The following is a 12,158-nucleotide window of genomic DNA, read 5'->3' as shown; positions in this document are numbered from 1 at the left end:
AAAAGGGATTTCAAAAGGTTTTAGCACATCAATTTATATCCGTATCCTCGTACATTTACAATTTGAATATTTTCATCGTGTTTTAATTTCTTACGTAATTTAGAAATAAATACATCCATACTGCGTGCGTTAAAAAAATCGTCATTACCCCATAATTTTTTCAATATAAAAGAACGATCTAATATTTCGTTTTTCTTTTGATAAAGATGAAATAACAATTCAGATTCTCGGTGGGTTAGTAATTCAGGTTCTGAATTAAAAAATAAAGTTTGTTTGCTGTGATTAAAAATGAAGTTACCAATTCTTAATTTATCAGAAGTTGTTTTTAACTGAGTTCTATTTAATAAAGAATGAACACGAACAATAAGTTCTTCCATAGAGAAAGGTTTTTTCAAATAATCGTTGCCTCCATGTTCAAAACCTTCTAAAACATCTTTCGTTTGTGATTTAGCTGTTAAAAAAATAATAGGAATATGTTTGTTTTCTAAACGGATTTCTTTGGCTAAAGTAAAACCATCTTTTTTAGGCATCATAACATCTAAAACCAACACATCTGGCAGCTCTTTTTTATATAAACTAAAGGCCTGTTCGCCGTCTTGGGCATGAAAGACTTCAAAATCTCTCGTTTCTAAACTTTCTTTTATAATTTGCCCTAAACTAGGCTCGTCTTCTGCTAACAATAATTTTATTTTTTTACTCATTTGGCAGCGTAATTTTAAAAGTAGTTTCTTTTGAATTTGAAGTTAAAGAAAGGAAGCCGTTGTGTTTTTCTATGATTTTTTTAGAATAATATAAGCCAATTCCAAAACCTTTTACGTCGTGTGTGTTTCCTTTCGGAACTCGATAAAATTTTTCGAATATTTTTTCTTGTTGATTTTTCTCAATCCCTATTCCATTGTCAGTAATCGAAATTTCGATATTGCTTGGTACAAATACTATATTTATTTGTATCGTATCTCCTCCATATTTTATGGCGTTGTCGATAAGATTAGAAACTGCATTTTCAAGATGAAATACATCTATTTCTGTAGTTAATGTAGCAATATTTGTTGAGAAATAAATGTTTTTATCAATCAATATTTGCTGATGCTTTTGGGATATTTTCTCAACTAAATCAATAATATTTATCGGCTCCTTTTGCAACATTAAATTCTCACTATCTAAAGTTGCTGTTTCTAATAATTTCTCTACCATTTGATGTAGTTTTTTAAGTTGAACCGAAGAAATAGAAAGGTATTTTTTAGTTTTCTCTTTATCGTTAATCATATTAAAATTATCAATAGCTTCAATAGCAGTAGAAATTGTTGTAATGGGCGTTTTAAACTCGTGCGTAATGTTGCTTATTAGATCGTTTTTAATTTCAGCTAATTCTTTTTGTTGATTGATGACCTTTAATAAATAGAATAAGCTAGAAATTACAGCAAGCGATAATAGTAGGGACAAAATGATGCCTGTAGAGCTTCTTTTTAAAGCCTCGTATGTTGGGTTTTTATAATAGAGGTTAAATTTTTCATCAGCTTTTAAATAGGTAGATTTTGATTCAGCTTTAAGAAACGATTTTGTCGTGTTGGTTTTGTTGCTGTAAAAAAGTGTGTCTTTTTTTAAGTGATTAAGATAATATTTAGTGTTAATTCCTTTACTAATAAGTTCTTTTGATAGAATCGAATCAATACTTTTATAATTTATAGTGTCGTTTTGTATCGCTATAAAAATAGTTTGTAACCCTTTTATCAATTTTAAACTATCAGTGGCTTTTTTACCTAAGAAAACTTGAATATTTTCTGTCTTTTTAGGTTTTATATCCGAAAAAATATTTTTAGAAACTTTTACACTACTTTTTATTGGTGTAGAGTTAATCTCTTGTTTATTAAAAATAGATTCTATAAAAGAGGAATCCATTTTTTTAAAATCCTTATCATCACTATTTATTTCAATAGATGTTATTTTAAAAGAAAGGCTGTCTTTTTTTAGGTGATTTTGCTTTTTTCTTTTTTTAATCCTGATGTTTTAAATACGTCTTTCCAAATTTTATCTTTTTTTAATTTATCAGACGCAGTAAGTTTTTCAGGTTCTATAATCGCAAAATGATTCTTTTTAGAAAGGTTTACGTAGTAAGCTTCAATTGAATTGTCTAAACTTAGTTGAATTTCATTTAAAACACGCTGCTTGTTTTGTTCATAGTTTTTATAGTTCCAATACAACTGTACACTAACGGTGGTTAGTATCGTTATAATGATAAAATATAAAATCCAACGATGTTTTTTGTTTTCCATGTTTCAAAGATAAGTAGTTAGCTGTAATTACAATAACGGCTTAACACTCGTTAACATTGGTTAACTTAAAGTAAGTATTAATCTGTTCATATTTGTAGTATAGAATTTAAAAGATAACTAACATGAAAAAAATTATTACCATATTATTAATTAGTCTCTCTAGCATTATATATTCTCAAGAAGATAATACAACAACAGCAGAAATAGAAGAAAGTTACATAACAACATTAACAACATTAGTGTTTACTGTTGATTCTATTAAAGAATTAAAAAATATCAATTGGGATGATGTAAAAGAAATCTTTAACGAAAATACAGATAAAGAAGAAAAAGTAATTTTAGGTTTTAAGGTTAAGAATAACAAAAAGGACTCCAGCTTAAAATACAAACATAGTTTTCAGGTAGAGGGAAAATTGTCTGATTTAAATGAAACAATTAAAGTAGTAAAGAAAACAATTAAAATATTGGAAAATTTATAAAAATGAAAAAAGCAATAGCTATAATAACACTGTTTTTAAGTATCTCAATTTATGCACAAGGTTTTCAAGGAAAAGCAACTTATAAAACGCATAGAAAGGTAGATTTTAAAATGAAAGATAAAAAAGGAAATAATTCAGACCTTCAAAAACAATTACAAGCACAATTGTTAAAACAATTTCAAAAAACATATACTTTAAATTTTAGCAAAACAGAATCTACATATAAACAAAATGCAGCATTATCTGCTCCACAGGCTCAAAACGGAGTAAGCATTAAAATTATGGGTAATGGTGGTGGAACCGATGTTTTATATAAAAACATTGCTGATAAACGATTTGTAAATAAAACTGAAATTAGTGGGAAGCGTTTTCTTATTAAAGACAAACTAACTGATTTTGATTGGGAAATGACAAGCGAGACCAAAAATATAGGTAATTATACTTGTTATAAAGCAACAAAGAAAAGAGAAGAAACAAGAACTTCTTTTTCTATGACTGATGGAGAAAGAGAAGAGAAAAAAGAAAAAGTAACCATAGAAACTGTTGCTTGGTATACACCACAAGTGGCAGTAAGTAACGGTCCTGGAAGTTTTTGGGGATTGCCAGGGTTGATTTTAGAAATTCAAGATGGAAAACAAACAATAGTTTGTACCGAAATAGTAATGAATCCGTCAGATAAAGTTCAGATTAAAGAACCATCAAAAGGAAAAAAAGTTACTCAGAAAAAATTTGATAAAATAATGGAAAAGCATTCTAAAGAAATGATGGAACGTTTTAAAAGTAAGCGTAAAAGTAAAGATGGCAATTCATTTAGCATAGAAATACAAGGTTAAAATTAAACCTTTTCAGTTTTGTTAAGTCTAACACTTAATTACAATTAAGAGTTATAAAATTAAAAAGCAAAAATGAAACAATTTACAACCATCTTTTTTCTGTGTATTTCTATTACGATTTTTTCACAGGCTAATTTTCAGGGTAAAGCAGTGTATCAATCCAAAACAACAATGAATAGCGATTTTGGAGGAAGACAAATGTCTGAAGAACGAAAAAAACAAATTATGCAACGTATGAAAAGTATGTTGGAAAAAACATTTGTTTTAAGCTTTACCAGAGAAGAATCAATTTATAAAGAGGAAGAAAAATTAGCAGCACCAACAACAGGAGGAAGGGGTTCAAGATTCGGTGGTTTTTCAGGTGGAGGAACAAAATATAAGAACGTAAAGGAAGGAGTCTTATTAGAATCGACAGAGTTTTTTGGTAAAAACTTTTTAATTTCTGAAGCTGCCAAAAAACCAAACTGGGAATTAGGAAGTGAAACGAGACAAATAGGTAATTACACTTGTTATAAAGCAACTTTAGTTAAAGAAAATGATGCTTTTGATTGGAGAAGTATGCGAAGACCTAGAAGAGATGAGGCTAAAAAAGATTCAACAAAAGTTGAAAAGGAATCACCAAAACAAACATTAGTTACCGCTTGGTATACACCACAAATACCTGTTAGTAACGGTCCTGGAAATTATTGGGGTTTACCTGGTTTAATTTTAGAGATTAATGAAGGTAGAACAACAATTTTATGTTCAGAAATAACAATGAATCCGTCTGAAAAAATAGAAATTGAAAAACCTGAAAAAGGAAAGAAAGTTACTAGAGAAGAATATACTAAAATGATGAAAGAGAAGATGGAAGAAATGAGAGATCGTTTTAGAGGTGGAAGAAGAGGCGGCGGAAGAGGCGGTCGATTCTAAAAAAACAAAATAATATACACATGAAAAAAATATTACTAATAGTCATTTTATTGACTACATGGATTACTAATGCCCAAATAACACTTAAAGGAGTTGTTAAAGATAGTATTGGTAGCCCTTTAGAAATGGCAAATGCAATAGCGATTAATACGGTTACTAAAAAATTAGATTCATATGGTTTTACTGATGCTAACGGAAACTATAAATTAAACCTTAAAAAAAACACAAGCTATAATATAAAAGTAAGTTATATTGGTTTTAAAACAGCTGATGTATTTGTGAAAACTGAAGATGTTGATGTTGTTAAAGATATCAGCTTAGGAATAGATGATAGTTTAGATGAGGTAAATGTTACCTATAAAATGCCCGTTACAATTAAAGGAGATACGATTGTTTATAATGCAGATAGTTTTAAAAACGGAACAGAAAAAAAACTAGGAGATGTCTTAGAAAATCTTCCAGGGGTTGAAGTAAATGATGATGGTGAAATTGAGGTAGAAGGTAAGGCTGTTAAAAAAATTATGGTTGAAGGAAAAGATTTCTTTGATGGTGATACAAAAATAGCAACAAAAAATATTCCTGCTGATGCTATTGATAAAATTGAGGTTTTAAAAAATCACAGTGAAGTTGGGCAAATGCGTAGTGTAACCGATAATGAAGACAACATTGTAATCAATATCAAATTAAAAGAAGGTAAGAAAAACTTTTGGTTTGGAGAAGTAACAGCAGGTTTGGGTGTAGGAATGACTGATAACAGATACATAGCAACACCAAAGTTATTTTATTACAATCCAAAATACAGTGTAAATATTATAACCGATGTAAATGACATAGGAGAAGTGCCATTTACAATGAGAGATTATTTTAAATTTACTGGTGGTTTTAGAGGTTTAAGCGAAAATAACGGAACAAATTTTAATGTAGGTTCTAGTGATATTTCGTTTTTAACACTAAGAAATAATAGAGCAAAAGAAATTGAATCTAAATTTGGTGCGGTGAACTTTAGCTATTCTCCAAAGAAAACATGGGATCTAAGCGGATTTGCAATTTATTCAGGCAATGAAACAGATATGGAAGAGGCAACAAGCAGTGTGTATTCTAATGCAGGAGTAGACAGAAATAATGTGCCAGCTTATAACGAAAACGATCCGGCATCTGTTAAATATATTGATACAGAACAAACAGAAAACACCACTAATCAAACAAGTGATTTAGGGTTGTTTAAAATAAGCTCAAGCTATAAACCTAACAACGATAATCAATTCGATTATGATATTTTTGCTAAAATATCTAAGCAAAAACAGTTGCAAAACACCTTGTCATCTAGAACTTATTTAAATGCTGATGATGAAATAGTGCCTATTAATCAAATTTCAGAACAGAGTCCGTTTTCTATCAATCAAAATTTAAAATATTATTATACTTTAAATGAAAAAAATATTTTTGCTTTTGAAGCGCTGCATTTATGGCAAGATGAAGATCCTTTTTACAATGCAGAATTAGAAAAATTATCTTTTGCTAATTTAATAGGTGCAGATATAAATGCAAATCCGTTTAATTTAGGTCAGAATAAGAGAATAAAAACTAATAAATTTGATGCTAAATTAGATTACTTTTATATTATAAACCCTAAAAGTAATTTAAATATCACTTTAGGTACCACGCAAAGTAACCAACAATTTAATTCAGATATTTTCGAAATTTTAGGAGGTAACAAAAATACGATTAGTCAAATTACTAGTCAAAATGATGTAGATTTTACATTTAGTGATATATACGCAGGTTTACATTATAAATTTATAACAGGTATTTTTACTTTTGATCAAGGTTTTACAGCGCATAATTACATTTCTAAAAACACACAGTTAGGTTCTGAAGTAAAAAATAGTTTCACGAAAATTTTACCTGATGCTTCGATAAAAATTAGCTTAAAAAAATCTGAAACTTTACGATTAAGATATAATATGCAAACGAATTTTACAGATGTAAATCAGTTAGCAGAAGGTTATGTATTTAATAATTACAATAGTTTATATTCGGGTAATAGAGAGTTAGAAAATTCTTTATATCACAATGTAAGTTTGAATTATTTTAGTTTTAATATGTTTAATTACACTAATATTTTTGGTTCTATTAATTATAGCAAACGTATAGATGTAATAAAAAGTAATACACAGTTTATTGATGTAAACAGTGTTAGAACATCTGTAAATTCTGCTTTTCCTGATGAAACAATTTCTGCGAGAGCAAATTTTCAAAAAAGTTTTAGAAAGTTTAAAGTGCGTTTAGGTGGTAATGTATCACATGCTAAGTCGAACAGTTTAATTACCAACCGTCAAACGAGTGTAGCTGCAAACCGATTAACAAAAACCTTATCACAATCATATACATCAAGGTTTAGTACAAACTTTAAAAATGCACCAAATTTTGATGTAGGTTATAACGTATCAATAAATAACTCTGATATTGGAGGAATTAAAAATTCGTTTACCACACACAGCCCTTATGCGAACTTAGATATCTTCTTTTTAAAAGAATTTATCTTTACATCTAAGTATACTTTTAATAAAGTAATTAATGAAGGAAGAACTATTGATGAATATGGGTTTTTAAGAGCTGATTTAACCTATCAAAAAAAAGATAGTAAATGGGAATATAAACTAAGTGCTACCAATTTATTAGACTCAGCCGGATTAAATCAAAACAGTAGTAACGATATTCTTGTAAGTAATTCTACTTATGTAATTCAACCAAGAATAGCAATGTTTACCATAAAGTATAATTTATAGCAGTACATTTTACCATAAATAAAAAAAGCGAGCTTAATAGCTCGCTTTTTTTATTTATGATAATAATTACTTAATTATTATTTTTCTAGTTATTAATTTCCCATCATTTTGTACTTGCAGTAAATAAATACCACTACTTACTTTAGGAAATTGAACTTCTTCATTGAATTTACTTGAAATCGTAGAGAAACTTTGACTGTCTAATAAATTACCAGCGAAATCGAATAACCTAACAACAGTTAATTCTTTAGCTTTTACTTTAAAATCAACAGTAATTGTTCCTTCAGAAGGTACAGGATATAGGTTTAAATCGGTAAATAAACTTTTATCTGTAGCAAAACTTTCTTCAATATTTATCGTATAATCTTCAACCTCTCCATTAAAATCTAATTCACAAGACCTTGCAAATTCATTTAATTTTGCTGAAACTCTTAAGGTAGTTGAACCAATTAAGGCGTCGTCAGGAACTGTTATTGCTTCTCTGTTAGATGTGATGTCGTAAGCTTCATCAGTATCAAATAAACAGTTCTGATTCCAGTCAATCCAAGCATATGTTTTTACATCACTATTTCCGTCTGAATTAATAGTTGTGTTTATATCATAGCTTTCTCCTCTAATAGCACCTGTAGCTATTGATGTAAAATCAGAATATCCAGTTGTTTTAGTTGATATATTATCAATTTCACCAAAAGTAACATTGGTTATACTTATTTGAGATGCTGTATTACCAGATGATTTACAAAGATTATCATTAACGTTTAATACAATATCAATCGATTTAGTTATTGATGAAGTTCCTGTTAATTTAAAAATATAATCTCCTTTTTCAACATTATTTAAATTAGTAATAGTTACGGTAATTGTATTATTAGTATTAGTAGTTGCTGTGCTTAGGGTTGCACTTGCATTTGCAGGAAGTTCAGAGGTTGTAAAAGTAACCGTTTCATTAAAATTATTAAATGTTTTATAATCTATCGTGTAAATAAATTCATTGGTTGCTTTATTACAAACAGAACCACCACCTGTTGTGTTTTCTAAGGTGAAATTTGGTGTAATCGTAATTGTATAATCTTCAACTTCACCATTAAAACCTAATTCACAAGCACTAGGGTCTCTATCGTTTGCAGACTTTGTAGTAACTCTTAAGATTGTAGTTCCTGCTAAAGCATCTTCAGGAATAGCAATTGCCAAGCCACTATTACTCGTTGCGGTATTGGCGTTAGTTACATTTCCTAAATCATATTGTTCACCAGCGTCAAATAAACAGTTTTGGTTCCAATCTATCCAAGCAAACGTTTTTGTAGTATTATTACCGTCTGAATTTGCATTAACAGTTAAATTATAGCTGTTTCCTATTATTACTTCTGTACCTATTGATTTAAAATCAGAATATCCAGCTGTTTTTGCAGAACTGTTATTTATAGTTCCAAAATTAACAAGAGTTGTACCGATTAAAGAGCTTGTATTTCCTTCGGATTTACAAATAGTATCATTTACATTAAAAATAATATCGATAGATTTTGTAACAGAAGTTGATGTTGCTGTTACCGTCATGGTATAATCACCAATAGTTGCATTGTTTAAATTAGAAAGTGTTAAATCTATAGAACCACTAGTATTTACAGATGTTGGACTAAATGAGCTCGTAGCACCTGTTGGAATACCTGTAACAGAAAAACTAACATCTTCGTTAAAACCAAACAATGTTTTATAATCAATAGCAAAAACTTGTTCGTTTACAGCTTGATTACAAATAGATAAATTACCGGTTGTATTTGTTAAGGTAAAATCTGGTTGTGGCTCTTCTTCAACTATAATAGTATAGTCTTCAGTTTCTCCCCATTCACTTGTATGATCAGTATCACAAGCACCTTCACCATTAGGAGCACCATCTTGGTAATATTCAATAATAACCCTCATACGAGTTTCCCCCAGCACAGCATCATCAGGGACTCTAATGTTTAAGGCTGCGGTTGCAACATCTTCTAGTTTGTTACCTAAATCATATCTTTCTGTATCATTATCGAATTTATAATCTTGGTTCCAGTCAATAAAAACATAACAATGATCTTGATAACCAGCGGTGTTAAATGTAACATTAACTTGGTGACTTTGGGTTCTTTTAACAGCTGTAGATATAGAAGTAAAATCTTCATAACCATCTACAGTATCATTTCCAGAATTATTATTAATACTATTAAAAGTTACATTTGTTATGTGCTCTGCGCCATTTGCTTCATCCGTAAATGTAGAAGAACAATAAGAGGGTGTTTCTGTTGTAAATTCATTGGTAGCAGAGTAAGCACCTTCGCCACACTCATTTATAGGTTTTACTCGCCAAAAGTATTTTGTAATACCGCTTAAAGGTGTTGAAGGAATATAGGTGTTAGTTGTTACTGTTTCGTTAATTACGGTTGATGTAAAACTAGCATCTGTAGCAACCTCAATATTATAAGAAGTAGCATTCGCATCGGCTACCCATTCAAAACTAGGATTCACACTTATGTCTGTAGCAGTATTTGTAGGAGTTGATAAAGATATTGTAGAAAAATCGGTTCCAATTATTTTTAAGGCGGCATTGACTGTTTGCGAAACAGTAGTAGATTCAGCATTTACAACCACAGTGTATTCTTGTTGAGCTGTTCCGTCTAGGCTGTTAATAGTCATAACAACATTTCCGTCAGTACTAATAGTAGTAGGAGTAAAAACAGCATTAGATCCTGTAGGTAGGTTTGTAGCAGATAAAGTAGTCGTTTCAGAAAAACCATTAATAAACTGAAAGTTTAATGTATATTCAGCAGTGTTACCTCCAGTATTACAAACTGTTTGTTGATTGGTTTCATTTGATACTAAAAATGTAGGTCCTGCATCATTAATTGTAAAATTGGTTGTATTTACGTTATAAAAAATATTATCAGCAGCTTCTACAAGTATACGCGCAGTAGTTGTTGGGTTATTTGGTATGGTAATATCTTCAGAGCCATCATTTGCTATGTTTTCTTTTAATAAAATAGGGAAAGTTACTCCGCCATCGGTAGAAAGTCTAATGTTAACAATGCTACAGTTTATAGGAGATTGGTTTGTTGTTCCTTGATTCCAAGTTATTCTTTGCGAAGAGCCAATACCCCAAGTAACATTAGTATTGGGTGCGGTAACTGTGAAAGCTTCAGCGTTTGTTACTGTAACCTTCATATCATCTCTATCAGAATTACCACCACCAGCATTATTATCTCTAACAGTAAGTGCAAAATTTAACTCTCTAGCAACAGAGGGTAAAACTATCCATTCATCTGAAGCTCCACTAACAACATTTGCTAATGTAGGTAAATACCTGTTAGGCGATGAGCTTGAAGGTAAGGACCTAAATGTAGGACCCGCTGTACTTGTAGACTCTAAAGGAATACTAGCAGACTCTGTATCTATCTGTTCCCAGTTGTATGTTAAACTAGCCAATCCTTGGACATCTGTAGCTGTAGCTTTTAATATAAAGGGAGTTGATTTAGGAATACTTACGTCGTTACCAGCATTTGCAACAGGAGAATCATTATTAGTATCTGTTTGAGTAGCACAATTACCTCTGTTTTGTATGTGTGCCCACATTTGAGCAATGCTTACCGCGTGAAAATAATCATCACTATTGTTTTGTACGTTTTGTGGTGAACAAATACCTGCATATGCCATTATAGTTGTACCACTTCCAGGTTCTACAGAGGTAGCACCGATATTACCACCACAATTACCTGCTGTTCCATTAAATGTATGTGTTGCTCCGAATTGATGTCCGATTTCATGCGCTACATAATCAATATCAAAAGGGTCATTAACTGGTTGACCGCTTCCGGTAATACCACTAGCCTTAGCTCCAGTAACACATACAGAGCCTAATGATGCTAATCCACCACCACCAGTACTAAATGTGTGGCCAATATCATAGTTAGGATTACCAATTATATTATCACATTTTTCCTGACTTTCATCAATTAAATCATCAGAGTTATCATTTGTTAAATCATCTGTAGCAGCATCTAAAAATATTAATTTATCGTTGTCGTTTACAATAATCATCCTAACAGCTAAATCTTTTTCGTAAACAGCGTTTACTCTGGTTATAGTTGTATTCATAGCAGATAAAACGGTTGCTTTTTTTACAGCGTCAGTCGCTGTATTTGGCACACCTTCCCTATTGATATGAAACTGAGAGTATTCACCAGTAGCTGCAATTGCAATTCTAAAAGTTCTTAATTGACCGTCGTTTGCATTTCTTTTTAAGTTTGTTGATGCGACTATTTTATTAGCAGATGTTTTAATTTCACAAGAAAAATCATTTTTAGTAGAAATTAAATCTTCTCGCTTATAAACAAGATATTGTTTTTGATCTTTCGTAAACGGGTCTATATATATGGTGCTTTCTTTTCCTGAATGAATTAACGCATGAAAACCATTGGTACCAATACTAATTTTAGCAACTGCAGTAGGATCATCAATTCCTTGAGCAGAATATGATTTAATCATCGGGAATTTTGCAGCTAATTTAGGTGCTAAATATGCTGTTTCTTGAATTAAAAAGCGCTTTAACACTCCTTTAGAGTTTGGAAGTGTAATTATATTTTTACCGCTTTTTGATTTCAAATTAACTAAATGATTTTTAAAGCCATCTAAGTTTAAAGATGCTAAAGCATATTTTTCAGGGTTGTCGTCTCTAGCAAGAATTTCGTTCTTTTGAAAAGAACCGACTTTTTGAGCCGTGCTATTCCAATAATTTTGAGAGAATGAATTACTAGCAAAAAAAGTGAAAAATAATACTACTAAAAGTGTGGTTTTTTTAATCATAATTATTTAGTTAATCGGTATGAATATAACAGCTTAAAGCTA

8 protein-coding genes are annotated in these 12,158 nt (G+C 30.3%); 4 read left to right on the top strand and 4 right to left on the bottom strand.

All coding sequences use genetic code 11. The annotated features are described in order from the left end of the window. Positions 1-20: 20 nt before the first annotated feature. The 3 genes from RRF68_RS07050 to RRF68_RS07040 form a co-directional block, all read right to left on the bottom strand. A complete protein-coding gene (locus RRF68_RS07050; protein WP_218771423.1) occupies positions 21-701 on the bottom strand; it encodes a response regulator transcription factor in 681 nt (226 codons plus the stop codon). Then, positions 694-1,899: a HAMP domain-containing sensor histidine kinase gene (locus RRF68_RS07045; protein ID WP_315943908.1), complete on the bottom strand. Its 1,206-nt coding sequence runs from the start codon at positions 1,897-1,899 to the stop codon at positions 694-696. The genes RRF68_RS07050 and RRF68_RS07045 overlap by 8 nt, the downstream gene beginning before the upstream one ends. 68 nt (positions 1,900-1,967) lie before the next feature. Continuing rightward, the gene (locus RRF68_RS07040; RefSeq protein ID WP_315943907.1) at positions 1,968-2,273 is read right to left on the bottom strand and encodes a hypothetical protein; all 306 of its coding nucleotides are present in this window, start codon (positions 2,271-2,273) and stop codon (positions 1,968-1,970) included. 122 nt (positions 2,274-2,395) lie between these two features. Here RRF68_RS07040 and RRF68_RS07035 point away from each other — a divergent pair, with 122 nt between their 5' ends. The 4 genes from RRF68_RS07035 (at position 2,396) to RRF68_RS07020 (ending at position 7,286) form a co-directional block, all read left to right on the top strand. Further along, complete coding sequence (locus RRF68_RS07035; RefSeq protein WP_315943906.1) at positions 2,396-2,752, top strand: hypothetical protein; 357 nt, start codon at positions 2,396-2,398, stop codon at positions 2,750-2,752. Positions 2,753-2,754: 2 nt separating this feature from the next. Then, positions 2,755-3,585, top strand: coding sequence for a GLPGLI family protein (locus tag RRF68_RS07030; RefSeq protein WP_315943905.1), 831 nt, complete (start codon positions 2,755-2,757; stop codon positions 3,583-3,585). A gap of 72 nt (positions 3,586-3,657) precedes the next feature. Continuing rightward, entirely contained in the window at positions 3,658-4,497 is an 840-nt protein-coding gene (locus RRF68_RS07025) for a GLPGLI family protein (RefSeq protein WP_218771419.1), read from the top strand. Positions 4,498-4,517: 20 nt separating this feature from the next. Further along, entirely contained in the window at positions 4,518-7,286 is a 2,769-nt protein-coding gene (locus tag RRF68_RS07020; RefSeq protein ID WP_315943904.1) for a TonB-dependent receptor, read from the top strand. Positions 7,287-7,352: 66 nt separating this feature from the next. On the opposite strand, the gene RRF68_RS07015 is transcribed toward RRF68_RS07020, so the two are convergent. Beyond that, a complete protein-coding gene (locus RRF68_RS07015) occupies positions 7,353-12,116 on the bottom strand; it encodes a GEVED domain-containing protein (RefSeq protein WP_315943903.1) in 4,764 nt (1,587 codons plus the stop codon). Positions 12,117-12,158: the final 42 nt, after the last annotated feature.

The organism is Tenacibaculum sp. HL-MS23, from assembly GCF_032463465.1.
In the GTDB taxonomy this organism is placed as follows: Bacteria; Bacteroidota; Bacteroidia; order Flavobacteriales; family Flavobacteriaceae; genus Polaribacter; species Polaribacter bernardetii.
Note: the sequence above shows the minus strand (reverse complement) of the source record. Positions and strands in the feature narration are given on the sequence as shown.